This is a genomic window from Streptomyces roseoviridis, assembly GCF_039535235.1.
Lineage (GTDB): Bacteria > Actinomycetota > Actinomycetes > Streptomycetales > Streptomycetaceae > Streptomyces > Streptomyces roseoviridis.
This window is the reverse complement of record NZ_BAAAWU010000001.1, coordinates 5,847,587-5,871,457: the sequence shown is the minus strand read 5'-3', so window position 1 is coordinate 5,871,457 and position 23,871 is coordinate 5,847,587. Positions and strand designations below refer to the sequence as shown.

The 23,871-nt window shown below is 75.0% G+C and carries 22 protein-coding genes; 12 read left to right on the top strand and 10 right to left on the bottom strand.

Annotation, left to right across the window (positions count from 1 at the left end; all coding sequences use genetic code 11):
* Positions 1-3: 3 nt before the first annotated feature.
* Positions 4-1,098 (bottom strand): amidohydrolase family protein, encoded by a 1,095-nt coding sequence (locus ABD954_RS26525; RefSeq protein WP_345489627.1) that lies wholly within the window; start codon positions 1,096-1,098, stop codon positions 4-6.
* Between the two features lie 108 nt (positions 1,099-1,206).
* Between ABD954_RS26525 and ABD954_RS26520 the strand changes: the two genes are divergently transcribed.
* Positions 1,207-2,307 carry a pyridoxal-phosphate-dependent aminotransferase family protein gene (locus ABD954_RS26520; protein WP_345492478.1) on the top strand — a complete coding sequence of 367 codons (1,101 nt, stop codon included), beginning with the start codon at positions 1,207-1,209 and terminating at the stop codon, positions 2,305-2,307.
* Between the two features lie 131 nt (positions 2,308-2,438).
* Here ABD954_RS26520 and ABD954_RS26515 read toward each other — a convergent pair whose 3' ends face one another.
* Complete coding sequence (locus ABD954_RS26515; protein WP_345489625.1) at positions 2,439-3,506, bottom strand: alkene reductase; 1,068 nt, start codon at positions 3,504-3,506, stop codon at positions 2,439-2,441.
* Between the two features lie 115 nt (positions 3,507-3,621).
* Here ABD954_RS26515 and ABD954_RS26510 point away from each other — a divergent pair, with 115 nt between their 5' ends.
* Positions 3,622-4,143, top strand: coding sequence for a MarR family winged helix-turn-helix transcriptional regulator (locus ABD954_RS26510; RefSeq protein WP_345489623.1), 522 nt, complete (start codon positions 3,622-3,624; stop codon positions 4,141-4,143).
* Positions 4,144-4,167: 24 nt separating this feature from the next.
* On the opposite strand, the gene ABD954_RS26505 is transcribed toward ABD954_RS26510, so the two are convergent.
* The 3 genes from ABD954_RS26505 to ABD954_RS26495 form a co-directional block, all read right to left on the bottom strand.
* Positions 4,168-5,241, bottom strand: coding sequence for an aminotransferase class V-fold PLP-dependent enzyme (locus ABD954_RS26505; RefSeq protein ID WP_345489621.1), 1,074 nt, complete (start codon positions 5,239-5,241; stop codon positions 4,168-4,170).
* 82 nt (positions 5,242-5,323) lie between these two features.
* Positions 5,324-6,019, bottom strand: coding sequence for a DsbA family oxidoreductase (locus tag ABD954_RS26500; protein ID WP_345489619.1), 696 nt, complete (start codon positions 6,017-6,019; stop codon positions 5,324-5,326).
* 73 nt (positions 6,020-6,092) lie between these two features.
* Complete coding sequence (locus tag ABD954_RS26495; RefSeq protein ID WP_345489617.1) at positions 6,093-7,112, bottom strand: GlxA family transcriptional regulator; 1,020 nt, start codon at positions 7,110-7,112, stop codon at positions 6,093-6,095.
* A 70-nt stretch (positions 7,113-7,182) separates the two neighbouring features.
* Here ABD954_RS26495 and ABD954_RS26490 point away from each other — a divergent pair, with 70 nt between their 5' ends.
* Positions 7,183-8,547 carry an MFS transporter gene (locus ABD954_RS26490; protein ID WP_345489615.1) on the top strand — a complete coding sequence of 455 codons (1,365 nt, stop codon included), beginning with the start codon at positions 7,183-7,185 and terminating at the stop codon, positions 8,545-8,547.
* A 12-nt stretch (positions 8,548-8,559) separates the two neighbouring features.
* Here the strand turns inward: ABD954_RS26490 and ABD954_RS26485 are convergent, their stop codons facing one another.
* On the bottom strand, positions 8,560-9,495 hold the full coding sequence (locus ABD954_RS26485; RefSeq protein ID WP_345489613.1) for an AraC family transcriptional regulator: 936 nt from the start codon (positions 9,493-9,495) through the stop codon (positions 8,560-8,562).
* Between the two features lie 102 nt (positions 9,496-9,597).
* Between ABD954_RS26485 and ABD954_RS26480 the strand changes: the two genes are divergently transcribed.
* Positions 9,598-10,596 (top strand): zinc-dependent alcohol dehydrogenase family protein, encoded by a 999-nt coding sequence (locus ABD954_RS26480; RefSeq protein WP_345489611.1) that lies wholly within the window; start codon positions 9,598-9,600, stop codon positions 10,594-10,596.
* A gap of 52 nt (positions 10,597-10,648) precedes the next feature.
* On the opposite strand, the gene ABD954_RS26475 is transcribed toward ABD954_RS26480, so the two are convergent.
* Complete coding sequence (locus tag ABD954_RS26475; protein ID WP_345489609.1) at positions 10,649-12,142, bottom strand: aldehyde dehydrogenase (NADP(+)); 1,494 nt, start codon at positions 12,140-12,142, stop codon at positions 10,649-10,651.
* A gap of 140 nt (positions 12,143-12,282) precedes the next feature.
* Between ABD954_RS26475 and ABD954_RS26470 the strand changes: the two genes are divergently transcribed.
* From ABD954_RS26470 to ABD954_RS26445, 6 genes are all read left to right on the top strand, one after another.
* Complete coding sequence (locus ABD954_RS26470) at positions 12,283-13,053, top strand: IclR family transcriptional regulator (RefSeq protein WP_345489607.1); 771 nt, start codon at positions 12,283-12,285, stop codon at positions 13,051-13,053.
* A gap of 286 nt (positions 13,054-13,339) precedes the next feature.
* A complete protein-coding gene (locus ABD954_RS26465) occupies positions 13,340-14,374 on the top strand; it encodes a hypothetical protein (RefSeq protein WP_345489605.1) in 1,035 nt (344 codons plus the stop codon).
* Complete coding sequence (locus ABD954_RS26460) at positions 14,371-15,855, top strand: sensor histidine kinase (RefSeq protein WP_345489603.1); 1,485 nt, start codon at positions 14,371-14,373, stop codon at positions 15,853-15,855. The genes ABD954_RS26465 and ABD954_RS26460 overlap by 4 nt, the downstream gene beginning before the upstream one ends.
* Positions 15,852-16,559, top strand: coding sequence for a response regulator transcription factor (locus tag ABD954_RS26455; RefSeq protein WP_345489601.1), 708 nt, complete (start codon positions 15,852-15,854; stop codon positions 16,557-16,559). Before ABD954_RS26460 ends, ABD954_RS26455 begins: the two co-directional genes overlap by 4 nt.
* 162 nt (positions 16,560-16,721) lie before the next feature.
* Complete coding sequence (locus ABD954_RS26450; protein ID WP_345489599.1) at positions 16,722-18,170, top strand: peptidoglycan D,D-transpeptidase FtsI family protein; 1,449 nt, start codon at positions 16,722-16,724, stop codon at positions 18,168-18,170.
* A gap of 91 nt (positions 18,171-18,261) precedes the next feature.
* Complete coding sequence (locus tag ABD954_RS26445) at positions 18,262-18,690, top strand: hypothetical protein (RefSeq protein WP_345489597.1); 429 nt, start codon at positions 18,262-18,264, stop codon at positions 18,688-18,690.
* Here the strand turns inward: ABD954_RS26445 and ABD954_RS26440 are convergent.
* Positions 18,680-19,339, bottom strand: coding sequence for a TetR/AcrR family transcriptional regulator (locus tag ABD954_RS26440; RefSeq protein WP_345489595.1), 660 nt, complete (start codon positions 19,337-19,339; stop codon positions 18,680-18,682). The genes ABD954_RS26445 and ABD954_RS26440 overlap by 11 nt on opposite strands.
* Before the next feature lie 52 nt (positions 19,340-19,391).
* Here ABD954_RS26440 and ABD954_RS26435 point away from each other — a divergent pair, with 52 nt between their 5' ends.
* Together ABD954_RS26435 and ABD954_RS26430 are read left to right on the top strand one after the other, a co-directional pair.
* Entirely contained in the window at positions 19,392-20,300 is a 909-nt protein-coding gene (locus tag ABD954_RS26435) for a DUF2867 domain-containing protein (RefSeq protein WP_345489593.1), read from the top strand.
* Between the two features lie 48 nt (positions 20,301-20,348).
* Entirely contained in the window at positions 20,349-21,527 is a 1,179-nt protein-coding gene (locus ABD954_RS26430) for an MFS transporter (protein WP_345489591.1), read from the top strand.
* 61 nt (positions 21,528-21,588) lie between these two features.
* On the opposite strand, the gene ABD954_RS26425 is transcribed toward ABD954_RS26430, so the two are convergent.
* Both ABD954_RS26425 and ABD954_RS26420 read right to left on the bottom strand, forming a co-directional pair.
* Positions 21,589-22,716, bottom strand: a complete 1,128-nt coding sequence (locus tag ABD954_RS26425) for a hypothetical protein (protein ID WP_345489589.1) — start codon at positions 22,714-22,716, stop codon at positions 21,589-21,591.
* A complete protein-coding gene (locus tag ABD954_RS26420) occupies positions 22,713-23,654 on the bottom strand; it encodes a 5-dehydro-4-deoxyglucarate dehydratase (RefSeq protein ID WP_345489587.1) in 942 nt (313 codons plus the stop codon). The genes ABD954_RS26425 and ABD954_RS26420 overlap by 4 nt, the downstream gene beginning before the upstream one ends.
* Between the last annotated feature and the right edge of the window lie 217 nt (positions 23,655-23,871).

Here is a 23,871-nt window from a genome sequence, read left to right as displayed (position 1 = left end):
CCGTCAGCCGATCACCCGGCCGTTGACGATCACGCGGCGGGGCGCCGCGAGGACCCGGACGTCCGCGCGCGGGTCCTCGCCGTAGACCACGAGGTCGGCCGGGGCGCCCTCCTCCAGGGCGGGACGGCCCAGCCAGGAGCGGGCGCGCCAGGTGGTGGCGGAGAGCGCGTCCAGGGGCGGGATGCCGGCCTTGGTGAGCTCCTCGACCTCGGCGGCCACCAGGCCGTGCGGGAGGGAGCCGCCCGCGTCGGTGCCGACGAAGACCGGGATGCCGGCGTCCCAGGCGGCGCGGACCGTGTCGTAACGGCGGGCGTGCAGCCGGCGCATGTGGGCCGACCAGCGCGGGAACTTCTCCTCCCCGCCGTCCGCGAGGTGCGGGAAGGTCGCGATGTTGACCAGGGTGGGCACGATGGCGACGCCGCGCTCGGCGAAGAGCGGGATGGTGTCCTCGGTGAGGCCGGTGGCGTGCTCGACGCAGTCGATGCCGGCCTCGACCAGGTCGCGCAGCGAGTCCTCGGCGAAGCAGTGCGCGGTGACGCGGGCGCCGAGCCGGTGGGCCTCGGCGATGGCCGCCTCGACCTCGGCCCGGGGCCAGGACGGGGCCAGGTCGCCGAGGCCGCGGTCGATCCAGTCGCCGACCAGCTTGACCCAGCCGTCGCCGCGCCGCGCCTCCCGCCCCACGTAGGCGACGAGCTCGTCGGGCTCGATCTCGTGGGCGTAGTTGCGGATGTAGCGGCGGGTGCGGGCGATGTGCCGGCCGGCCCGGATGATCTTCGGCAGGTCCTCGCGGTCGTCGATCCAGCGGGTGTCGGAGGGCGAGCCGGCGTCACGGATGAGCAGGGTGCCGGCGTCGCGGTCGGTCAGGGCCTGCTTCTCGGCCGTGACCTCGTCGACGGGGCCGTGCTTGTCGAGGCCGACGTGGCAGTGGGCGTCGACCAGGCCGGGCAGCGCCCAGCCCTCGACGGTCAGGGCCTCGCCGGCGAGCCCGGCCGGCCGCTCGAACGTGATCCTCCCGTCGACGCACCACAGTTCGTCCCGTACGTCCTCCGGGCCGACGAGCACCCGCCCCTTCACCTGCAGCACCGTGTGATCGCTCATACCGGCACTCTACGAGGGTGCCCCGTTACGCTGACCCGGAGCTCCACCCGTAGCTCTCCGCTCCGCCCGTACCTCTGTATGCGATTCGAAGAAGGCACCACCGTGACCGTGACACATCCGCTTCTGGACCTGGCCCCGCTGACCGCCGCGCAGTTCGCGTCGATCGAGCGCCGGGTCGCCGCGCTGCTCCGCACGGAGCAGGACGTGGTGATCACCCAGGGCGAGGCGCTGCTGCCTCTGGAGGGCTGCATCCGCAGCGGGGCGCGGCCGGGCTCGACGGCGCTGAACGTCGTCACGGGGCCGTACGGGCAGACCTTCGGCAACTGGCTGCGGGACTGCGGTGCGACGGTGGTGGACCTGGAGGTGCCGTTCCACACGGCGGTGACCGCCGAGCAGGTGGCGCGGGCCTTCGAGGAGCACCCGGAGATCGGTTTCGTGTCGCTGGTGCACGCGGAGGCGGCGACCGGGAACACCAATCCGGTCGCGGAGATCGGCGAGGTGGTGCGGGCGCACGACGCGCTGTTCTACCTGGACGCGGTGGCGTCGATCGGCGCCGAGCCGGTGCTGCCGGACGCGTGGGGCGTCGACATGTGCATCATCGGAGCGCAGAAGGCGATGGGCGGTCCCGCGGGCGTCTCGGCGGTGTCGGTGAGCGAGCGGGCCTGGGAGCGGTTCGCCGCGAACCCGGCCGCGCCGCGGCGCTCGTACCTCTCCCTCCTGGACTGGAAGGAGCGGTGGATCGACGGTGGCCGCAAGGCGCTGCTGCACGCCCCGGCGCAGCTGGAGATGCTGGCCCTGGAGGCGTGTCTGGAGCGGATCGAGGCGGAGGGCCTGGACGCGCTGATGGCCCGGCACGCCTCGGCCGCTTCGGCGACGCGCGCGGGCGCGCTCGCGCTCGGCGGCGGCCTGGAGCCGTACGTCCACGAGGCGAGGGACGCGGCACCGGTCGCGACGACGCTGCGGACCCCGGCCGGGGTGGACGCCTCGGAGCTGGTGGCGAAGGCGCTGGCCGCGGACCCGTCGCTGCCGCTGATCGCGGGCGGCGGGTCGCTGGCGAAGGAGATGATCCGGGTGAACCACTACGGGGTGGACGCGACCCGGGGTGCGGTGCAGTCCTCGCTGGCGGCGCTGGGCGCGGCGCTGGCGGAGACGGGACGCGCGGTGGACCTGGAGGGCGCGCGCCGGGCGGTCACGGCGGCCTGGGCGTAGCCCGTACTGGCCGGTGGCCGCCCGTTGTCGCGGCGGCGGCCTCGGCGTGGCCCGTACGAACTCGTGGCCGCCCGCCGTGACGAAGGCGGCCTCGGTGTGACCCGTGGGCCCGTGGCCGCCCGCCGTCGCGGCTACAGCGTCGGGTAGTCGGTGTAGCCGCGGTGGTCGCCGCCGAAGAAGGTGGCCGGGTCGGGGGTGTTGTACGGGCCGCCGGCCCTCAGGCGGGCGGGCAGGTCGGGGTTGGCGAGGAACAGCGCGCCGAACGCGATGAGGTCGGCGGTGCCGTCCTCGATCAGGGCCAGGGAGTCGGGGCCGGTCGGTCCCTCGGTGGCCGGGTTGAGGACGAGCGCGCCGGAGAACCGCTTGCGCAGGGCGAGGGTGAGTTCGCGCAGTGCGGGTCGGGTCTCGGTGACGTGGAGGTAGGCCGGGCCGAGGGGTTCGAGGGCGTCCACCAGGCGGGTGTAGGTCTCCTCGGTGTCGGTCTCGGTGATGTCGTTGTACGGGTTGGCCGGGGAGAGCCGGATCGCGGTGCGCTCGGGGCCGATCTCCTCGGCGACGGCGCGGACGACCTCGACGGCGAAGCGGATCCGGTTCTCGACCGGGCCGCCCCACTCGTCGGTGCGCAGGTTGGAGCCGGTGGCGAGGAACTGGTGGACCAGGTAGCCGTTGGCGCCGTGGATCTCGACGCCGTCGAAGCCGGCCTCGACGGCGTTGCGGGCGGCGGCGGCGAAGTCGGCGACGGTCTCGCGCACCTGGTCGCCGGTGAGTTCGCGCGGGGCGACGAAGTCGATGAGGCCGGTGCCGGCGAAGAGCTGTCCGGCGGGGGTGACGGCGGAGGGGGCGACCGGGTGGAGGCCGTCGCCGAGGACCTGGGGGTGGCTGATCCGGCCGGCGTGCATCAGCTGGGCGAAGATCTTTCCGCCGCGCTGGTGGACGGCGCCGGTGACCTCGCGCCAGGCGGCGATCTGCTCCCTGGTGTGCAGGCCGGGGGTCTGGGGGTAGCCCTGGCCGACGGCGCTGGGCTGGATGCCCTCGCTGACGATGAGGCCCGCGGAGGCCCGCTGGGCGTAGTACTCCGCGGTGAGCGGGGTGGGGACGCGGCGCTCGCCGTCGGCCCGGCTGCGGGTCATGGGAGCCATGGCGATGCGGTTGGCGAGGTGGGTGCCGGCGAGGTCGAGGGGGTCGAAGGCGGTGGTCATGGCGGTTCCCTCACATTTTATGTGGTCGGCCAACCATCTCCGTGCAGGCCACTGTAACGCATTGCTTGGCCGACCAAGATAATGTGGTGGGAGAGACCTCCCGAGGAGCGCAGAGATGTCCGAGAACGACCCCGCCTGTACCGCCACGGCGGACTGCCTGCCGTCCGCCGCCCGCGGCGGCCCGCTGAGCTACGCCCTGTCCCGGGTGGCCCGGCTGCACCGGATCGCGGCCGGCCGGCACCTGCGGGAGCTGGGCCTCTATCCGGGGCAGGAGTTCTTGATGATGGCGCTGTGGGACTGCGGCCCGGTGCGCCAGTCCGCCCTCATCCAGGCGCTGGGGCTCGATCCGTCGACGGTCACCAAGATGCTCCAGCGCCTGGAGCAGTGCGGCCATGTCCGCCGCCGCCCCGATCCGGCCGACCGGCGGGCCGTGCTGGTCGAGGCGACGGAGGAGGGCGAGGCCCTGCGGGCCCGCGTCGAGGCGGTGTGGTCACGCCTGGAGGAGGACTCCCTGGCCGGATTGGACCCGGCCGAACGCGACGTCCTCACCCGCCTGCTCGCCCGCCTGGAGGAGAACCTCTGCCACGAGGCGGGCGACGGGGCCGGCGCCTGCCCGCCGCCGACCGACGGCGCGTAGCGCACGGACGGCTCGGCCCGGCGCTCAGCCCGCCAGGACCTCGAGGGCGCGGTCGACGTCCGCCGCGGAGTTGTAGAGGTGGAAGGAGGCCCGCAGGTTGCCGGCGCGGGCCGAGAGCAGCACGCCGGCCCCGCGCAGGGCGGCACTGCGGTCGCCGAGGCCCGGGACGCCGACCACCGTCGAGTCGTCCTGCACCGGCGGGTGGCCGAGCGCCGCGACACCGGCCCGGAAGCGGGCGGCGAGGGCCTTGTTGTGCGCCTCGATGCGCTCGATGCCGACCTCCTCCAGGAGGGCGAGCGAGCGCGCGGCGCCGTGATACGACAGGAAGGCGGGCGGCTCGTCGAACCGGCGCGCGGAACGGGCCAGTTCGCGCACCGGACCGTAGCTGTTGACCCACAGCTGCTCACCGGTGACCCAGCCGGCGTGGATGGGCAGCAGGGTGTCCTGCGCCTCTTCGGTGACGGTGAGGAAGGACGCGCCGCGCGGGCAGAGCAGGTACTTGTAGCCGCCGGAGACGGTGTAGTCCCACTCCCCCGCGTACAGCGGGAGCCAGCCCGCGGACTGGGTGGCGTCGAGCAGGGTGCGGGCGCCGTGCGCCGCGGCGGCGGCGCGGATCGCGGCGAAGTCGGCCGTGCGGCCGTCCGCCGACTGCACGGCGGAGAAGGCGACGAGCGCGGTCTCCGGCCGGACGGACTCGGCGAGCCGCTCCAGCGGCACGAAACGGGTCTTCAGGTCGCCGCGGACGGTGAAGGGGGTGATGACGGAGGAGAAGTCGCCCTCGGGGAACAGGATCTCGGCCCCGGCCCGCATCGACTGCGCCACCATGCCGACGTGGACGGACACCGAGCTGCCGACGGCGACCCGGTCGGGAGTGACGTGGGCGAGCCGGGCGAAGGCGGACCGGGCCTCGTCGACGACGTCGAAGCTGCCCGCGCCGTCGGGACGCCCGGCGGCGGTCTCCTCGGCGAGGAGGGTGACGGCCTCGATGGTGCGGCGGGGCAGCAGCCCACAGGCGGAGGTGTTGAGGTAGGTCTGCCGGGGCGCGAACTCGGCGCCGCCGAGGGGCTCCAGGGTTTCCGTGGCTTCCAGAGATTCCATGGTCACAGCCTGGATCCCCCGCGACTCCAAGTCAATTGCCTAAATTCGCGGGAGATATCCAAGATTCGCTTATATCGGCAGCTCAGCAGGTGCTGCCGTCGATGTCGCAGGCGGCGGCGTCCCCGCCGACCGGCTGGAGGGTACGGCCCTGCCACGCCTGCTCCAGGGCCTGGGTGAAGACCTCGGCGGGCTGGCCGCCGGAGACGCCGTACTTCCGGTCGAGGACGAAGAACGGCACCCCGTTGGCGCCCAGCTCGGCCGCCTCGCGCTCATCGGCCCGTACGGCGTCGGCGTACGCGGACTCGTCGGCGAGCACCGCGCGGACCTCGGCCTCCTCCAGCCCCGCCTCGACGCCGAGGGCCACCAGCGTCTCGGCGTCGAAGACCGAGCGCTCCTCGGCGAAGTTGGCCCGGTAGGCCAGGTCGAGCAGCTCGTTCTGCCGGCCGCGGTCCTTGGCCAGGTGCAGCAGGCGGTGGATGTCGAAGGTGTTGCCGTGGTCGCGTCCGTCGCTGCGATACCCCAGGCCCTCGGAGCGGGCGTTGGCGGCCACATGGGCCTCCATGGCCCGGGCCTCGTCGAGGGTGCGCCCGTACTTCTTCGCCAGCATCTCCAGGACCGGGGCGGTGTCGCCCTTGGGCCGGTGCGGGTCGAGCTCGAAGGAGCGGTGCACGACCTCGACCTCGTCACGATGGGCGAAGGCCGCGAGCCCCTTCTCGAAGCGGGCCTTGCCGATGTAGCACCAGGGGCAGGCGATGTCGCTCCAGATCTCGACGCGCATGGGGGCTCTTCTCTCCTCGACGGGGACGGCGGACGGGCTGTTTCCGTGGCGGGAACGCCTCCGCCCGCCGGGTTCATTCCGCCACGGGGCCCGGTGTGAGCCGCCCGACACCGGCACCCGCCCCCGCCCCGGCCCCGGCCCCCGCCAAGCGGTTGAACGAGGCCCGGTACGCGCTCGGGGTGAGGCCCGTTCTGCGCAGGAGGTGGCGGCGGAGGGAGTCGGCGCTGCCGAGGCCGGACTCGTGGGCGAGGCGGTCCATCGGGAGGGCGGTGGTCTCCAGGAGTTCCTTGGCCCGCTCGATGCGCTGGTGCAGCAGCCACTGGAGGGGGCTGACGCCGGTCTCGGCGAGGAAGCGGCGGGACAGGGTGCGGACGGAGACCCCGGCGTGCCGGGCCAGGTCGGTGAGGGTGAGGGGTTCGTCGAGGCGTTCCATGGCCCACGCGCGCGTACCGGCGAAGGAGACGCCGCGTTCGGGCGGCAGCGGGGTCTGGGTGAACTGGGTCTGTCCTCCGGGCCGTACCGGTGCCACGAGCGCGAGCCGGGCCACGGTGTTGGCGACGGCGGCGCCGTGGTCGGTGCGGATCACGTGCAGGCACAGGTCGATGCCGGCGGCGTAGCCCGAGGAGGTCAGCAGCGGTCCGTCCTGTACGAAGAGGACGTCGTCCTGGAGGTCGACTCCCGGGTGGCGTTCGGCGAGGAGCTCGCGGTAGGCCCAGTAGGTGGTGGCGCTGCGGCCGTCGAGGAGTCCGGCGGCGGCGAGCGCGAAGGAGCCGGTGCAGATGGAGGCGATCCGCTTGCCGTCGGCGGCGGCCCGGCGCAGCACGTCGAGGACGCGCGGATCGGGGTCGGTGTACGAGCCGCTGCCGGCGAGGACCACGGTGTCGGCGGCGGCGACGGCGTCCAGGGAGTGCGGCACGTGCAGGTCGAGGCCGCCGGTGGTGGCGACGGGGCCGGGGTCGGGCGTGCAGATGACGGTCTCGTAGCCGGGGCGGCCGTCGACCTCGACCTTGCCGAAGAGCATCTCCGGAATGGCGAGGTTGAACATGGAGACGGGCGGGGCGGCGACGACGGCGACGCGCCGGGGCGGGGTCATGGCCAGAACCTCCGGGGATATGGCATTCCGGCCACTACTGTACGGCCGCGGTGATCACCAGGCTGGACGCATGAGCACAACAGACCTCCTCCGCCCGCCCCTTGGTTCCGCCGTCGCACCGGAGCGCCGGCCGGGCACCGCACTCGCCGCCGCCATGCTGGGCTTCGCCCTCATCACCCTCGACACGTCGGTGGTGAACGTGGCCCTGCCCGCGATCGGCACCGATCTGCGGGCCGGGATGACCGGACTGTCATGGGTGGTCGACGCGTACACCCTGCCCTTCGCCGCGCTGCTGCTGTCCAGCGGCGCGCTCGCCGACCGGACCGGGGCGAGCCGTGCGTACGCCTTCGGGGTCGTCGTCTTCACGCTGGCCTCGGTCGCCTGCGGTCTGGCGCCGGGCCTGCCGTCGATGCTCGCGGCCCGTGCGGTGCAGGGCGCCGCGGCCGCGGTGATGCTGCCGGCCTCGCTGGCGCTGGTGCGGGAGGCGTACGGCGATCCGGTGCGGCGGGCCCGCGCGGTGTCGCTGTGGGCGGCGGGCGGCACGGTGGCGGTGGCCCTCGGTCCGGTCGCGGGCGGGGCCCTGACCACGGCGTGGAGCTGGCGCGGGATCTTCTTCGTCAACCTGCCGCTCGGGCTGCTGGCGCTCGCGCTGCTCACCCGGGTGGCCCGCTCGCCGCGGCGGCCCGCGCCGCTGGACCTGCCGGGCCAGCTGACCGCCGTGGTGGCGCTCACCGCGCTGACGTTCGCGGCGATCGAGCACGGCCCGCGGGCGTGGTGGGCGCTCGGGGTGGCGGCGGTCTCCTTCGCCGCGTTCCTGGTGATCGAGGCGCGTCGGCGGCATCCGATGGTGCCGCTGGACCTGTTCCGCAGCACCACGGTGGTCGTGGCGGTGACGGCGGGCGCGGCCAACACGGTCGCCTTCTACGGCATGGTCTTCGTCTTCGGCCTGTTCTTCCAGCAGGTGCTCGGTCTGTCGGCGCTCGGCGCGGGCCTGATGTTCCTGCCGATGACGGGGCTGCTCGCGGGGGTGAACGTGCTGTCGGCGAAGGTGGCGGCGCGGTACGGGGCCCGGTTGCCGATCGTCGTCGGCCAGGTCGTCGCGGTGGCCGGGCTGCTCGCCCTGCTCACCGTGGACGCGGGCACGGCGCGGCCGGTGCAGGCGCTGCTGCTCGTGCCGCTGGCGCTGGGCTGCGGCTTCTCCCTGCCGCCGCTGATCGCCGCCATGCTGGAGGCGGTTCCGGCGGAGCGCGCGGGCACGGCGGCCGGTCTGCTGAACGCGATCCGGCAGACGGCCGGGGCGCTGGCCGTGGCGGTCTTCGGCTCGCTCGCGGCCGACGGGGTGGCGGCGGCGCTGCGCGACGCGCTGCTGATCAGCGCGGGACTGCTCGCCCTGACCGCCCTGGGCTCGCTGCGACTCCCCCGCCACCGCGCCTAGGACGAAGGGTCTTCAGGACGCCTTGCGGTACTGGCCCGGCGCCATCCCGTACTCCCGTTTGAACGCCTTGGCGAAGGCGAACTCGGAGGAGTAGCCGGAGCGCCGGGCCACGGTGCGCAGGGGCAGGTCGTCGGTGCGCAGCAGCCGGCCGGCGGTCGTCATGCGCCACCAGGTGAGGTAGGCGAGCGGCGGGCGGCCCACCAGGGTGGTGAAGCGGCGGGCGAAGGCGGCGCGGGAGAGGCCGCCGAGCGCGCCCAGCTCCTCCACCGTCCAGGGGCGGGCCGGGTCGTCGTGGAGGGCGCACAGGGCGGTGGCGACGGCCGGGTCGCTGAGCGCCCCGGACCAGCCGGTGGAGCAGTCGGCGCGTTCGGTGAGCCACCAGGTGCGCAGCAGGTAGAGCAGCAGGGTGTCGAGGAGGGCGGGCACGATCGCGTCGGATCCGGGCTGGGGTTCGGCGAGTTCGGCGCCGAGCATCTCGACGGCGGCGCGCAGCCGGGGGTGGGCGCCGACCCGGGCGGGGATGTGGACGTACGGGGGGAGCCCGGTCAGCAGCGGGTGGGCGCGGTCCCGGCTCAACTGGTAGGCGCCGCACAGGAGCAGGGTCTCCTCGGCGTCGACGGGTCCGCGGTCGGGCGGGGTGGGCCAGCTGCCGTCGGGGGCGGGGAGCACGTCGACGAGCGGGGTGTCGGGGCGGTCGGCGAGGCCGTGGCCGGTGCCGTGGGCGAGCAGCACGACGTCGCCGGGGCCGAGCCGGACGGGTGCGCCGGTGCCGTCGGGGGCGCGGGGGTCGGGCGGCGGCAGCAGCCAGGCGGTGCCCTGGAGGACGACGTGGAAGCCGGCGCCCTTGCTGGGCGGGAAGCGGAAGCCCCAGGGTGCGAACCGGACCGTGCGGGAGGAGTGGGGGCGGCCGGTGCGCATGGCGGCGATGGCATCGCTCAGTACGTCCATGCCCGGCACCGTACCGTTCCCGTCGGGGAGCGAGACGATCGGACAGGAAGGGAAGTCGGGGGGACATGGATCGTCTCGACGGCGGTGCCTAGCGTCAGGGACATGGGAAACGACACGAAGACCACGGCGGTTCTGTTTCACCAGCTCGGCGGACCGGAGGTGCTGAGCGTGGAGGAGATCGCGCTTCCGGCACCGGGGCCCAGCGAGCTGAGGATGCGGGTGGAGGCGATCGGCCTCAACCGGGCGGAAGCGCTGTTCCGTTCGGGTGCGTACTACTACCCGGCCACGCTGCCCGGTTCGCGGCTCGGCTACGAGGCGGCGGGCCTGGTGGAGGAGGTCGGCGAGGGTGTCACGGCGTACGCGCCGGGCGACGCCGTGCTGGCGGCGGCCAACTTCGACTTCGGGGTGCACGGGGTGTACGCGGAGCGGGTGGTGCTGCGGGAGGAGTACGTGGTGCCGCGCCCGGCGGGGGTGGACGCGGTGGCCGGGGCGGCGGCCTGGCTGGCGTACTCCACGGCGTACGGCGGCATGGTGGAGGCGGGCGGGCTGCGGCCCGGTGGCCACGTGGTGATCACGGGGGCGTCGAGCGGCGTCGGCACGGCCGCGATCCAGACGGCGCTGCGGATCGGCGCGGTGCCGGTCGCCGCGACCCGCGAGCGGGCGAAGCGCGAGCGGCTGCTCGCCCTGGGCGCGCCGCACGTGGTCGTCACCGACGAGGAGGACCTGGTCGGGGCGGTGCGCGGGATCACCGGGGGACGGGGCGCCGATGTCGTCTTCGACGCGGTCGGCGGCCCCGGCTTCGCACGGCTGGGCGGGGCGCTGCGCCCGGAGGGCACGGCGGTGCTGTACGGCTGGCTGGACCGGCGGCCGGCCGAGGTGCCGCTGCAGTGGCCGCTGACCGTGCGCGGTTACGCCAACGGCGCGGTGGTGCGCACGGCCGAGGGCCGCGCCCGGATGGCCGGGTTCATCGGCTCGGGGCTGCGCGACGGCTCGCTGGCGCCGGTGGTCGCGGAGACCTTCGAGGGTCTGGGCTCGATGGCCGACGCCCACCGGCTGATGGAGTCCCACGCGCACATCGGGAAGATCGTGGTGCGGGTGTAGGTACGGGCCGCGGGCCGGAGCGGTGCTCCGGCCCGGGGCGCGCAGCACGGTGTCAGGAGCGCGGGACGCCCAGCGGGTTGTCGTCCCGCAGCTCCGGCGGGAGCAGGTGCTGGGGGGTGGACTGGTAGGTGATCGGGCGCAGCCAGCGCTCGATGGCGGTGCCGCCGACCGACGTGAAGGGGGTGGTGGTGGCCGGGTAGGGCCCGCCGTGGTGCTGGGCGTCGGCCACGGCCACGCCGGTGGGCCAGCCGTTGACGAGGAGCCGGCCGGCCAGCGGGGCGAGTTCGGCGAGGAGGGAGGCGGCCTCGGGGTCGCCGTCGGCGGTGTGGAGGGTGGCGGTGAGGTTGCCGGGGACGAGGGCGAGGACGGCGCTGATCTCCTCGCGGGAGGCGTAGCGGGCGACCAGGGTGACCGGCCCGAAGGTCTCCTGGAGGAGGGTGTGCCGGCCGCCTCGGAGCAGGTTGGCGGCGTCGGTGAGCAGATAGCCCGGCACGACGGTGTGCGGCCCGCCGGGTCCGGGGTGGACGGGGGCCTCGACGCCGTCCTCCTGGGCGTCCTCGTAGGTGGCGGTGAGGAAGTGGCCCCGCATCCTCTGAGCGAGCATCACGCCCGGTTCGGCGTCCTCGAGCGCGGCCGTCAGTGCGGCCGTGAAGCGTTCGCCCGCCGCGCCCGCCGGGGCGAGGACGAATCCGGGCTTGGTGCAGAACTGGCCCTGGCCGAGCGTCATGGAGGCGGCGAGTCCGGCGGCGAGCTCTTCCGCGCGTTCCCCGGCGGCGGCCTCGGTGATGACCACCGGGTTGAGCGAGCCGAGTTCGCCGTGGAAGGGGATGGGTACGGGGCGGGCGGCGGCCGCGTCGAACAGGGCGCGGCCGCCGTTCACCGAGCCGGTGAAGCCGGCGGCGGCGACCAGCGGGTGGCGGATGAGCTCCGTGCCGGCGTCGAAGCCGTGCACGAGCCCCACCACGTCCTCGGGGAGGCCGGCCTTGACGGCGGCGCGGCGCAGGAGGGCGGCGCAGAGCTCGGAGGTGGCCGGGTGGCAGGGGTGCGCCTTGATCACGACGGGGCAGCCGGCGGCCAGCGCGCTCGCGGTGTCGCCGCCGGGGACGGAGAAGGCGAGGGGGAAGTTGCTGGCGGCGTAGACGGCGACGACGCCGAGCGGGATCTTCATGCGCCGCAGGTCGGGGGTGGGCGGCGTGGTGGCGGGGTCGGGGCGGGAGATGCGGACGTCGAGGAAGGCGCCCTCGTCGACGATGGCGGCGAAGTAGCGCAACTGGGCGGTGGTGCGGGCCAGTTCCCCGGTGAGCCGGGCCGGCCCGAGGGCGGTCTCGGCGTCGGCGGCCTCGACGATCCGGTCCCGGGCCTCGTCCAGGAGATCGGCCGCGGTGCGCAGCAGCGCGGCGCGGGCGGTGCGGTCGGCCAGGGCACCGCGGGCGGCGTGCGCGGCCCGTACGGCCCGGTCGATGTCCTCGGCGGTGGCCTCGGTGGCGACCTGTTCCCGCGGCTTCCCCGTCCGGGGGTCCACGCTCCACACTGGTTCCGTCGTCACGGCTGATTCTGCTGCCACGCCACACCTCTCACCCATGTTGTTCGCTATTCTGAACACGGTCCCTGTAGGTGAACCCGACAGGGACTCTATGGACGGCCGAGCCGTCTCCACAAGAGGATTCCGGGAGAGGGGCGAGGGCGATGTCGACCAGCGACGCGGGCGGGGCCCAGGTCAAGTCGGCCGTACGGACGGTGGAGTTGCTGGAGTACTTCGCCGGACGGCCGGGCATGCACTCGCTCGCCGCCGTCCAGGAGGCCGTCGGCTACCCCAAGTCCAGCCTGTACATGCTGCTGCGCACCCTCGTCGAGCTCGGCTGGGTGGAGACGGACGCGACCGGCACCCGGTACGGCATCGGGGTGCGCGCCCTGCTCGTGGGCACCTCCTACATCGACGGCGACGAGGTCGTGGCCGCCGCCCGGCCGACTCTGGACCGGCTCTCCGACGACACCACCGAGACCATCCACCTGGCCCGGCTCGACGGCACGAACGTGGTGTACCTGGCCACCCGTCAGTCCCAGCACTACCTGCGGCCGTTCACCCGCGTCGGCCGCCGGCTGCCCGCCCACTCCACCTCGCTGGGCAAGGCGCTGCTCGCCACCCACAGCGACGAGCAGGTCCGCAAGCTGCTCCCGGAGACGCTTCCGGCGCTCACGGAGCACACGATCACCGACCGCGAGGAGCTCATCGAGGAGCTGCACGTCATCCGCGAGCAGGGCTACGCGGTGGACCGCGAGGAGAACACCCTCGGGCTGCGCTGCTTCGGCATCGCGATCCCCTACCGGACCCCGGCGCGCGACGCCATCAGCTGTTCGGTGCCGGTGGCCCGGCTGACCCCGGGGCACGAACAGCTCATCAAGGACGCGCTGTTCGACGCCCGCGACCGCCTCGCCCTCGCGACCCGCCGCCTCTGACCTCCGGGACGGGCCGACGCCTCTGACCGCCGCGACGGGCCGACGCCTCTGACCGCCGGGACGGGCCGACGCCTCTGATCCCCGGACGGGCCGACGGACCAGGTCACTCGGGGACGGGCCGACGGATCCAGCCCGAGCCCGGCCAGGCCACGGACGCCTTCGACGGGTCCCCCGGGGGGCGGGGCCCCGGCTCGTCCCCGCGGGCGGGCCGCCTCCCCCGCGCGGCGGAGGCGGTTCGTCGTACGGCAGGAGGTGCCGGGGCCGGTCCGGGCGGGAGCGTGGGGGCATGACCTCACCGATGCTCCCCGGCCCCGCCGCTCCGGAACCCGCACGCGTACCCGATCCCGCACCCGCACCCGCACCCGCACCCGCGGGCCGTCTCCGCCGGACGCTGCGCGCCCTCGCCGTCCTCGGCACCCTGCCGTACATCGGCCTCAAGGTGGCCTGGGTGGCGGGCAGCGAGGCCGGCATCCCCGAGGGCAGCGTGCTGCTGGAGCACCCGGGGCTGATGGCGGTCGTCAACGGGATCTCCGTCGTCGCCGACGCGGCCGTCGTGCTCCTCGCGATGCTCCTCACCCGGCCGTGGGGCCTGAAGGTGCGGGCCTGGCTGCTCGCCTTCCCGGTGTGGGCGGCCATGGGGCTGCTCGCCCCGATCATGACGGCCTACCCGGCCCAGGTGGTCGTCGCCCTCCTCGGCGGGCCGGGCTCCGCCTCCGCCGGACCGCCCGACGAGCCCTTCCTCGACCCCTGGGTCTTCCCGGTCGTCTACGGCGGTTTCATCGTCCAGGGCCTGACCCTCGGCATCCTCTTCGCCCTGTACTCCCGTGACCGCTGGGCCCACCTCTGGCGCGGGCGCCTCGGCGAGCTGCCCGCCACCGTGACCGGTCCCGGCGTGCGGGCCTGCGCCGTCGCCGGCGCCGTGCTCGCCCTCGTCCCGGCCGCCATGCACCTGCTGTGGGCCTGCGGGCTGACCGCGGACCTCTCCCCCCGACCCGCCGCCGTCCAGGACGCCGACAAGGCCGTCGTGGACGCCGCGCGCGCCGTCTTCCTGCTCGTCGCCGCCGGCACCGTGCCCGCCCTCGCGCTGCGCCGCCCGGCCGGCCGCCGGGTGCGCACCACCATGGCCCTGGCCTGGGTGTCCTCGGGCGCGGCCGGGTGCTGGGGCGCGTACATGGCGCTGGTCGCCCTGCTGCCCCTGGCCGATCCGGGCGAAGAACCGACGGCCCTGATGACCGCCACGTACGCTGGTGAGATGATCACCGGATTCCTGCTGGCCGGCTGCCTGGCCGTGATCCTGAGCCGACGGAGCCGGACCGCATGAGACGGGGCCGGCGGGCCCTGTTCGGGCAGCGGGCCAGACGGCGCTGGCTCCATCTGATCCTCGGCGGTGCCCTGTTCATGCCGTACTGGCTGGTGGGCACGCTGGTGGCGGGGCCGATCGCGGACGGCGGGACGATGTTCACCGGGAGCCCGGCGGTGCAGTTCGGCGCGTACGCGGTGGGGCTGCCGCTGGCCGCGCTCACCGCGCTCTTCCCGCTGACCCGCCCGATGTCGGTGGCGGCGGCGCGGGCGCTGTGCGGGGTGGCGCCCGGTCGGTTCGCGGAGGGGCCGGCCCGGGGCCGGGACGCGAAGGCGCGGACCGTCGCCTGGTTCACGCTGCACCTGGGGACGGGCGCCCTGGTCAGCGGCGCCAGCCTGGCGCTTCCGCCGTTCGCGCTCGCCGTGGCGGCGCTGCCGTTCTCGACGGAGCTGCGGACCTCCGAGATCGGACGGTTCTGGCACCTGGACGGGCCCTGGCTCGCCTGGGCCGGACTGCCCCTCGGACTCCTGATGTTGCTGGGGCTCGCCGCCGCCGCGGCGGGGACGGGCGCGCTCCTGGCGGCGGCGGCGCCCCGGCTGCTCGGGCCGAGCCCGACGGACCGGCTGGCCGCCGCCGAACGGCGCGCCGCCGAGCTCGCCGTGCGCAACCGGCTCGCCCGCGAACTGCACGACTCCGTGGGCCACGCGCTGAGCGCCGTCACCCTCCAGGCGGGGGCCGCCCGCCGGGTCCTCGACTCCGGCGCGGCCGATCTCGGCTTCGTACGGGAGGCGCTCACCGCGATCGAGGACACCACCCGGCGCACGGTCGGCGAACTGGACGCCGTGCTCGGCCTGCTGCGCAGCGGCGAGGACGACGGCGAGCTCTCCGCTCCCGGCCTGGACGCCCTCGACGCGCTGGTGCGGGGCGCGGGCCCGGCGGTGGAGCTGACGGTGCGGGGCGATCTCGCGGCGGTGCCGGACGCGGTGTCCCGGGAGGCGTACCGGATCGTGCAGGAAGGGCTCACCAACGCCGTGCGGCACGCGCGCGGGGAGAAGGTGACGGCGCGGATCGCGCTGTCGGGGGACGAACTGGAGATCAGCATGGAGAATCCGCTCACCGGCACGGCGCCGGTCGCCCGCCCGGACGGCGGTCGCGGCCTGCGCGGCATCGCCGAACGGGCCCGGCTGCTCGGCGGCACGGCCGGGGCGGGACCGCAGGACGGCCGCTGGCTGCTGTCCGCCCGGCTGCCGGTGGGGGCGGCGGGAACGCTCGGCCCGGCGGAAACGGCCGGAGCCGCAGGTACGCCGGAAACGGCCGGAGCCGCGGGTACGCCGGGAACGGCCGGAGCCGTGGGTGCGGCGGAAACGGCCGGAGCCGCAGGTACGCCGGAAACGGCCGGAGCCGCAGGTACGCCAGGGAGAGCCGGAGCCGCGGGTGCGGCGGAAACGGCCGGAACGGCGGCCCCGACGGGACCGAACGCACCGGCGGGAGGGGCCCGATGAACGCCCCCGCCTCCGTGCCCGTCCCCGCTCCCGCCCCCGTGTCCGAGGGCCCGGCCCTCAGGATCGTCGTCGCCGACGACGAGCGCATGGTGCGGACCGCGCTGCGCGTGATCCTGGACGCCGAGCCGGACCTGGAGGTGGTCGGGGAGGCCGCGACCGGCGCCGAGGCCGTGTCCGTGGTGCGGGAGCTGCGGCCCGACGTGGTTCTGATGGACGTCCGGATGCCCGAGATCGACGGCATCCAGGCGACCCGGCAGATCCTGTCCGGCCCCGACGGGCCCCGGATCGTGGTGGTCACCACCTTCGAGAACGACGCCTACGTGTACGACGCGCTGCGGGTGGGCGCGGCGGGCTTCCTGCTCAAGCGGGCCGCGCCGGAGGAGCTGGTGAGCGCGGTCCGCCTGGTCGCCCGCAGCGACTCCCTGCTCTACCCGGCGGCCGTCCGCGGCCTCGCCGCCGAGCACGCCCGCCGCCACCCGCCGGCCCCGCCCGCCTGGGCGGCCCGCCTCACCGAGCGCGAGGCGGACGTGCTGCGCCACATGGCCAAGGGCCTGACGAACGCGGAGATCGCCGGCCTGCTGGGGGTCGGCCCGGCGACCGTGAAGACCCATGTGGCCGCCGTCCTGTCGAAGACGGGCGCCCGGGACCGCACGCAGGCGGTGATCCTCGCGTACGAGTCGGGCTTCGTCCGGCCGAGCACCTGACGGCCGGCCCTCCCCGGCGGCCCGGCCCTCCCCGGCGGCCCGGCCCTCCCCGGCGGTCCGGCCCTCCGCTGAGGCCCTCCGCGCCCGGCCCGGATGAAGGTTTCGTGAGAAACCGGACACGTCCGGAACGCCGGCCGCCGGCCCGTTCGTCCCGCACATGGGATGAACAAGACGATCAGGCGCGCCTCGGTCTTCTCGCTGCTCCTGGTGCTCGCCCTCCTCGGGCGGGCCACCTGGGTGCAGGCGTACGAAGGCCGGGCCCTCGCGAACGACAAGAACAACCGGCGGCAGACCATCGCGCAGTACGCGCAGCCGCTCGGGAACATCGTCGTGGCCGGCTCGCCGGTCACCGGCTCGAAGGAGACGAAGGGCGGCGACCTCGCGTACAAGCGCTCCTACACCGACGGCGAGCTCTACGCGGCCGTCACCGGCTACAGCTCGCAGGCGTACGGGGCGACCCAGCTGGAGGGCATCTACGCCGACGTGCTCGACGGCACCGACACCCGCCTGAAGAACCCGCTGGCCGCGCTCACCGGCGAGAGCGCCGAGCCGGGCACCGTCCTGACGACGATCGACCCGGCCGTGCAGAAGGCGGGCTACCGGGCGCTCGGGAAGAAGAAGGGCGCCGCCGTCGCCATCGACCCGAAGACGGGCCGGATCCTCGGCATGGTGTCGACGCCGTCGTACGACCCGTCGAGGATCGCCGGCCTGACGGACGGGGACGCGTGGCGCGAGCTCACCGGCGACCCGGACAAGCCCCTGGTCAACAGGGCGCTGCGGCAACCGCTGCCGCCCGGCTCGACGTTCAAGCTGGTGGTCGCGGCGGCGGCCCTGGAGGACGGCCTGTACGGCTCCGTGGACACGGCGACCAACAGCCCGGACCCGTACACGCTGCCCGGCACGCGGACCGTGCTGCGGAACGAGAACGCGTCCGCGCCCTGTGAGAACGCCACCCTCCGCACCGCGCTGCGCTACTCCTGCAACAACGTCTTCGCGAAACTGGCCGTCGACCTCGGCCAGGACAAGGTGCGGGCGATGGCGGAGAAGTTCGGCTTCGGCGACAAGGAGCTGGACGTGCCCGTGCGGGCGTATCCGAGCGTGTACCCGACCGGCATGGACAGGGCGCAGACGGCTCTGAGCGGTATCGGCCAGTTCGAGGTGACGGCGACCCCGCTCCAGATGGCGATGGTGTCGGCGGCCCTCGCCAACGACGGCCTCATGGCGAGCCCGCACATGGTGTCCCGGGTCGTCGACTCCGACGGCGACGCCCTGCAGACGTACGAGGACGGGGACACCCGGCGGATCGTGTCCTCGTCGACGGCACAGCAGCTGCGCAGCGCGATGCGGACCGTGGTCGAGGAGGGCACCGGCACCAACGCGGCGATCGCCGGCGTCGAGGTGGGCGGCAAGACCGGCACGGCCCAGCACGGCGAGAACAACAGCAAGACGCCGTACGCGTGGTTCACGTCGTACGCGAAGGACCCGGCCACCGGCAAGGAGGTCGCGGTCGCGGTGTTGATCGAGGACTCGGGCGCGGCCCGCTCGGAGGTCAGCGGCAACGGGCTGGCGGCGCCGGTGGCGCAGAAGATGATGAAGGCGGCGCTGAAGTGACGTGAGGCGGGGGCCGGTTACGGGCCGGTCCGGGGCCCGGTCCCGGGGGGCCGGTCGCGGGCCGGTGCCCGCCGCACGATATGCAGGGGGCATGCTCTCGAACGCACGCCTGCCCCGTTCCCCGTCCGGCTGGACGATGGCCGTCTTCGGCGTGCTGGCCGCCGCCCTCGGTCTGGTCGGCCTGGTCTCCCCCGACACCACGATCCGGCTGATGGGCCTGACCCCGCTCGCCGGCCGTCCGGCCGGGGACCACACGGTGCTCTTCCTGACCGCCTCCTCGATGGCGGCGCTCAACATGGGCGTCTACTACGTGCTGGCCGCCCTCGCCGACTGGAAGCCCTTCTTCCGCTGGACCGTCCCCTTCCGCCTGCTGACCTTCACGGTCTTCACCCTCGCCGTGCTGACCGGCCGCGCCCCGGCCGGCTTCCTCGGCGTGGGCCTGTGGGAGGCGGCGGGCGCCGTCGCGACGGGCCTGGCGCTGCGTCACGAGTCGCGGCGGGCGGCCCGGGTCACGGCTTGAGGAGCGCGTCCGACACCGCCGCCAGGTACTCCGGGTCCGCCGGGACGGAGCCCGGCACGGCGTGGGCCAGCTGGGCGTGGCCCACGTAGCTGGTGTAGGCGAGGAGCCCGCGGCGGCGGGCCTCGGGCGGCGGGAAGCCGAGCAGTTCGAAGAGGTGGGCGAGGTAGCCGACCCGGCGTTCGGTGACGCGGGCGAGGGCCGCCCCGACCTCGGGGTGGTCGGCGGCGGCGAGCAGCCGCACCTCCAGGGGGTCCTCGGCGGCCGAGGCGGTCGCCCCGCGCAGGAGCGCGCCGAGGCGCGCGGCGGGGTCGGGTTCGGCGGCCTCCATGGCCGTGATGATCCGCTCGGTGGACAGCTCCTCCCAGCGGGCGAGGGCGGCCGCGACCAGCGCGTCGCGGTTGGCGAAGTGCCAGTAGAAGCTGCCCTTGGTGGCGCCGAGGCGGGCCGCGAGCGGTTCCACCGCGACTCCGGCGAGACCGCGCTCGGCGAGGGCGGCGAGGGCCGCGTCGGCCCAGTCGTCGGCGGTCAGACGCTTGCGTCCGGCTCCTCGGGTCCCGCTCCGCGGGGTGCCGCTCCCCGGGGAGCCGCCCGTCTCTCCTCCGCCCTTCGGGCGGGCCTCTCGTGCCTGGGGGTCCTCGTGCCGGCGCATATCTCCGTACGGTACCGTACGGTGAACATACGCTCCCGTATGGAGGTGCGGTATGCGCGGTCCGCGCACGATACGCAACGTCCACCAGAGGATCATCGAGGCCCCGGCCGAGACCGTCGGCGCCCTCGTCGACCGGCTCTCCGCGCCGGACGACCCCCTGTTCCCCACCCCGGTCTGGCCCGCGATGGTCCTCGACCGGCCCCTCGCCGTCGGCGCGGACGGCGGCCACGGCCCGGTCCGCTACCGCGTCACCGCCCACGAGCCGGGGCGGTCCGTCCGCTTCGACACCGACGACGACCTGGGTGCGGGCTTCCACCGGCTCGACGTCGAGCCGCTCGGGCCCGACCGGTGCCGGATCTCGCACGTCCTCGAAGTGGCCATGCCCCCGGTGGCGTTCGCCCTGTTCAAGCTGGTGGTCGAGCCGGTGCACGACACGATGATCGAGGAGATCTTCGACAACGCCGAGCGGGCCGCCCTCGGCTCCCTGCCGCATCCGCCCGCCCGTCGCTCCCGGCGCGCCCTGCTGGCCAACCGGCTGCGCTGGGTGAAGCCGGTTGCCGTCCCGGTCCCGGCCGAGGCCCGGTTGCTCCGCGGGGCCTTCGAGCGGCCGGACTTCACCGACGCCTGGCGCCTGCCGCTCGCCCCGGGCATGCCCCGCGACCCGCGGGCCTGGCGCCACCTGCTGCCCTTCGCCGAGCGGGGCGCCGAGGACCGCGAGCTCATGCTCGGCGAGGACGCGTTCCACCTGGACTTCCGCGGCTCGCTGGTGGTCGACGACGAGAGCGTCACCCTGGCGACGGCGGTACGGCTGCACAACACCTACGGCCGCCTCTACTTCGCGGTGGTGCGCCGGCTCCATCCGTACGTCGTCCGCCGGATGATGCGCCGTGCGCACCGGCGCGTCGCGTTCGCGACCCCTCCCGCCGGCGAGCGGAACCGGGAACTGCGCACGGCCCCCTAGGGAAGGTGCCCGATCCGGCCGGGCCTCCTCAGGCGCCAGCCTGCGGTCATGCGTGTTCCCCTCTATCTGACCGCCGTGCTGGTGTCCGGGTTCGGCACGACGGCGATGTGGCTGGTCTCCGGGATCTGGGTCAAGTCGCTCACCGGTTCCGACGCCCTGGCGGCCCTGACCGCCTTCGCCTTGTGGGCGCCCGCGCTCCTCGGTCCGCTGCTCGGCGCGGTGGTGGACCGGGTGCGCCGGCGTCCGCTGCTGGTGGGGGTGAACCTGGCGATGGCGGCGGTGCTGCCGCTGCTGCTCTGGGTCGACCGGGCCGAGCGGGTGTGGCTGCTGTTTGCGGTCCTCGTCGTGTACGGGACGCAGGGCGCGGTCCACGAGGCGGCGGAGGCGGCACTGGCGGCCGAGGCGTTCGCCCCGGAGCGGCTCGGGGACCTCAACGGGCTGCGGATGACCGTGAACGAGGCCGTGAAGCTGATCGCCCCGCTGGTGGCGGCGGGGCTCTTCGCCCGGTGCGGCGGTGGCCCCGTGGCGCTCCTGGACGCGGTGACCTTCGCCGTGGCGGCGGGGGTGTTCGCGCTGCTGCCGGTGCGGGAGGGGCGGCCGGTGCGGGGGCGGCGCCCTCGGGTGGCCGAGGGGGTGCGGCCGTTGTGGGAGTCGGCGGCGCTGCGGCCGCTGGTGCTGGCGGGCGGCTTCACGATGCTGCTCGCGGGGCTCAACGGGGCGGCGGTGTACGCCGTGGTGGACCGGGGGCTCGGACACTCCCCGGCGTACGCGGGCGTGCTGTACGCGGCCCAGGGCGCCGGGTCGGTGGCGGCCGGGCTGGCGGCGGGTCCGCTGCTGCGGCGCTTCTCCGAGCGCGGGCTCGCCTCGGCGGGCCTCGCCCTCTTCGCGCTGGGCGCGGCGGCCAGGGCGCTGCCGTACGACGCGGTGGCCCTGGGCGCGAGCGGGCTGATCGGGGTGGGGCTGCCGTGGGTGCTGATCGCCACGATGACGGCGGTCCAGCGGGGCGTGCCGGCACGGGCGGTGGGCCGGGCGGTGGGGACCGCGAACACCCTCGTGTTCGTGCCGAACGCGGTGGCCCTCGGCGTGGGGGCCGGTCTGACGGCGCTGGTGGACGTGCGGACGCTGCTCGTGGTGCTCGGTGTCGCCGGGGCGGCCGGTGCCGGGCTCCTGGCCGCCGGCCGCCCCGGCCCCGCCCGGCCCCGCCCCGGCCGGTTCACCGTGCCGTGAGGGCGCGTCGCGGGGGTGCCGTGAGGGCGTGCCGTGAGGGCGTGCCGCGGGGGGGCTGCCGTCACCGTGCCGTGAGGGCCTTGCGCACGGCTTCCAGGTCGGCGTCCGACGCCAGGCCGGCGTGGTAGAGCCGGAGTTCGGTGGCGCCCGCCTCGGCGGCCCGCGCGGCGTCCTCGGCCAGGGTGTGCGGGTATCCGCCCATGCCGGTGACGACGGGGAGGTTGGCGGCGAGGACGGTCCGCACGCGCGCGTGGGCGGCGAAGGGTGCCACGGAGGGGGCCGGGGTCACCACCCCGTCGGCGACCGACAGGAGGTGCGCCGGGTCGCTGCCGGCGTTGGCCCCGCAGTGGTACGGGACGGGGTCCGCGTGCAGCAGGACGCGGAAGCCGGGCGGGGCCGCGGCCCGTACGGCCGTGACGGCGGCCTCCTGGAGGGTGCGAGCGGCCGCCAGGCGCCAGGCGAGGGCCGCGTCGGCGAGGCGGCCCCGCCAGAGCACGGGGGCGCCGCGCCAGACCGGTTCGAGGGCGGCCCGGACGGCGCCGGCCAGCTCGTCGGGATCGGCGCCGTGCCGGCCGTAACCCTCCCGGCAGGAGGCGCAGAAGCACAGGGACATCAGGTACTGGGCGGTGTCGTCGAGCGGGACACCGGCCGTCTTGTCGTGGGCGTGCAGGTGCGCGAGGCCGTACCAGCCGCAGGACTCCAGCTCGGTCCCGGCCGCGCCCGGCCGGACCGCCGCCTCGGCCGCGAGCCGCACCAGGTACGCGCGGACGGCGTCCTGGCCGACGCACGGCGCCCAGGGGTAGCGGTCGCCGTAGGCGTTGACGACGGAGGTCTCGGGGTGTTCGGCGCCGAGGCGGGAGTTGTGGGCCAGGACCACCCAGCTGTGGACGGCGAGGCCGGTGCCGGCGAGCGCGTCCGCGGCGCGGGCGTAGGCGTCGCCGGGGGCCCAGTCGCCCGAGGGGTACGGGGCGAGGGCGCGGCCGGCCCAGCGGGCCGGGTCCGGCGGGTAGAGGACCGCCGCGTGGGTCGCCGTGACGATCCGGTGGCGGGGGTGGCGGGGGGTGAGGGCGCGGGTGGAGTGGTAGGCGGAGGCGAGGGTGATCTGGTCGAGGCCGAGCCCGGCGAGCCGTGCCGGGGCGGCGGGGTCGCCGTCGACGTCCCACGGGTAGAGGAAGGCGCCGGTTCTCATCGGGTCTCCTCGGCACCGGTGGCGAGGGCGGCCCGGCCGCGCTCGATGATCGCGGCGAGTTCCCTCAGGTGCCCGGGGGCGGGCTCGCTGAGCGGCGGCCGCACCTCTCCGACGTCCAGGCCGTTCATCCGTACCGCCGCTTTGACGAGGGAGACGGCGTAGCCCCGGCCCTCGGCGCGCAGTTCCACCAGTGGCCGGTAGAAGGCGTCGATGAGGCGGTGCGCGGTCGGGTCGTCGCCGGTGGCGAGGGCGCGGTGGAAGGCGAGGGCGATGTCGGGGGCGAAGCAGAAGACGGCGGAGGAGTAGAGGCGGACGCCGATGCCGCGGTAGGCGAGGCCGGTGAGTTCGGCGGTGGGAAGGCCGTTGAAGTAGAGCAGGTCGAGGCCGGCCGAGCGGACGGCGCTGACGATCCGCTGCATGAGGTCGAGGTCGCCGAGGCCGTCCTTGAGGCCGATGACGCCGGGGGTGCGGGCGAGGGCGACGGCGGTCTCGGGGGTGAGGACGGCGTTGTCGCGCTGGTAGACGATGACGTCGAGCCGGGTGGCGGCGGCGAGTTCGGTGTAGTGGCGCAGGAGTCCGGCCTGGTCGGGGACGACGAGGTACGGGGGCATGGCGAGCAGCCCGTCGGCGCCGGCCTCCTCGGCGAGCCGGGCGTAGTGGACGGCGAGTGCGGTGCCGTATCCGGCGCCGGCGAGGACGGGGACGGCTCCGGCGGCCTCGTCGACGGCGGCGGCGACGCAGTCGCGGAACTCCTCGGGGGTGAGCGCGTGGAACTCGCCGGTGCCGCAGCAGGCGAAGACCGCGCCCGCGCCCGCGTCGATCCCGGCGCGGACATGGGCGCGGAAGACGTCGAGGTCGACGCCGCCGTCCGGGCCGAAGGCGGTGACGGGGAAGAAGAGCAGGCCGTCGAGCCGGTCGGCGAGCGGGGGTGTGGTCACGGGCACTCCCTGTCGTACAAGATGCTGACTCGTACAGGATTCTGACTGCTGTCCATATTCTTGAACAGGCTCACGCTAAGCCAGGAGGGAAGAGCCGGTCAAGGATCCCGGGCGAGGCGAAGTCGCCTGAAGGCTCTGCTTCTTGACGCTGCGAGAGGCCAGTCCCTAGCGTGACGCTCATCCACGTGTGTGAATACGGTCTATGGACGGAGATGCC

Bases quoted from the DNA above. Each gene is read 5' to 3' on its own strand.
- ABD954_RS26440 (WP_345489595.1), bottom strand. From the start codon at position 19,339: ATGCGCCGGCACGAGGACCCCCAGGCACGAGAGGCCCGCCCGAAGGGC.
- ABD954_RS26470 (WP_345489607.1), top strand. From the start codon at position 12,283: ATGTCGACCAGCGACGCGGGCGGGGCCCAGGTCAAGTCGGCCGTACGG.
- ABD954_RS26465 (WP_345489605.1), top strand. From the start codon at position 13,340: ATGACCTCACCGATGCTCCCCGGCCCCGCCGCTCCGGAACCCGCACGC.
- ABD954_RS26485 (WP_345489613.1), bottom strand. From the start codon at position 9,495: ATGGACGTACTGAGCGATGCCATCGCCGCCATGCGCACCGGCCGCCCC.
- ABD954_RS26445 (WP_345489597.1), top strand. From the start codon at position 18,262: ATGCTCTCGAACGCACGCCTGCCCCGTTCCCCGTCCGGCTGGACGATG.
- ABD954_RS26495 (WP_345489617.1), bottom strand. From the start codon at position 7,112: ATGACCCCGCCCCGGCGCGTCGCCGTCGTCGCCGCCCCGCCCGTCTCC.
- ABD954_RS26480 (WP_345489611.1), top strand. From the start codon at position 9,598: ATGGGAAACGACACGAAGACCACGGCGGTTCTGTTTCACCAGCTCGGC.
- ABD954_RS26435 (WP_345489593.1), top strand. From the start codon at position 19,392: ATGCGCGGTCCGCGCACGATACGCAACGTCCACCAGAGGATCATCGAG.
- ABD954_RS26490 (WP_345489615.1), top strand. From the start codon at position 7,183: ATGAGCACAACAGACCTCCTCCGCCCGCCCCTTGGTTCCGCCGTCGCA.
- ABD954_RS26425 (WP_345489589.1), bottom strand. From the start codon at position 22,716: ATGAGAACCGGCGCCTTCCTCTACCCGTGGGACGTCGACGGCGACCCC.
- ABD954_RS26500 (WP_345489619.1), bottom strand. From the start codon at position 6,019: ATGCGCGTCGAGATCTGGAGCGACATCGCCTGCCCCTGGTGCTACATC.
- ABD954_RS26505 (WP_345489621.1), bottom strand. From the start codon at position 5,241: ATGGAATCTCTGGAAGCCACGGAAACCCTGGAGCCCCTCGGCGGCGCC.
- ABD954_RS26525 (WP_345489627.1), bottom strand. From the start codon at position 1,098: ATGAGCGATCACACGGTGCTGCAGGTGAAGGGGCGGGTGCTCGTCGGC.
- ABD954_RS26510 (WP_345489623.1), top strand. From the start codon at position 3,622: ATGTCCGAGAACGACCCCGCCTGTACCGCCACGGCGGACTGCCTGCCG.
- ABD954_RS26460 (WP_345489603.1), top strand. From the start codon at position 14,371: ATGAGACGGGGCCGGCGGGCCCTGTTCGGGCAGCGGGCCAGACGGCGC.
- ABD954_RS26430 (WP_345489591.1), top strand. From the start codon at position 20,349: ATGCGTGTTCCCCTCTATCTGACCGCCGTGCTGGTGTCCGGGTTCGGC.
- ABD954_RS26450 (WP_345489599.1), top strand. From the start codon at position 16,722: ATGAACAAGACGATCAGGCGCGCCTCGGTCTTCTCGCTGCTCCTGGTG.
- ABD954_RS26455 (WP_345489601.1), top strand. From the start codon at position 15,852: ATGAACGCCCCCGCCTCCGTGCCCGTCCCCGCTCCCGCCCCCGTGTCC.
- ABD954_RS26515 (WP_345489625.1), bottom strand. From the start codon at position 3,506: ATGACCACCGCCTTCGACCCCCTCGACCTCGCCGGCACCCACCTCGCC.